The 426-nt window shown below is 48.1% G+C and carries 1 pseudogene; it reads right to left on the bottom strand.

The features are described from left to right. A pseudogene (srkA, locus tag I6F21_RS38045) lies at nt 1-426 on the bottom strand (stress response kinase SrkA); the annotation flags it as partial.

Here is a 426-nt window from a genome sequence, read left to right on the forward strand (position 1 = left end):
TCCTCAAACAGCTTGCGTGGCTCAATGAGATATTCATTCAAACCGATGGTCGGGCGATGGATAAAAAGCTGTTTGCGCCCCGTCTGGTGCATACGCCCTAAATAACGCCCAACCGCTTCCATCTGATCGATATTATCAGCTTCGAACTGGCGACCACCGACGCTTGGAAAAACAGCGAAATAAAATCCCTGATGGTTCAATAAAGTCTGACCATTAAAGGCCACAGGTGCTGCGACCGGAACTTCATCGTTAACCAGCTGCAACGCAAATTGATGTTCTTCGAGGATTTGATCGGCTGTCCAACGTTCAGGGCGATAAAATTTGACGACAAAACGTCGACGATCTTCGTCCTGAAATTGATAGACACGGTTTTCATAGCTGTTAAGCGGGGTAAGACCGGAATCCACCCGGATCCCATGCTCAAAC

The organism is Bradyrhizobium sp. NBAIM03, assembly GCF_020194055.1.
Lineage (GTDB): Bacteria > Pseudomonadota > Alphaproteobacteria > Rhizobiales > Xanthobacteraceae > Bradyrhizobium > Bradyrhizobium yuanmingense.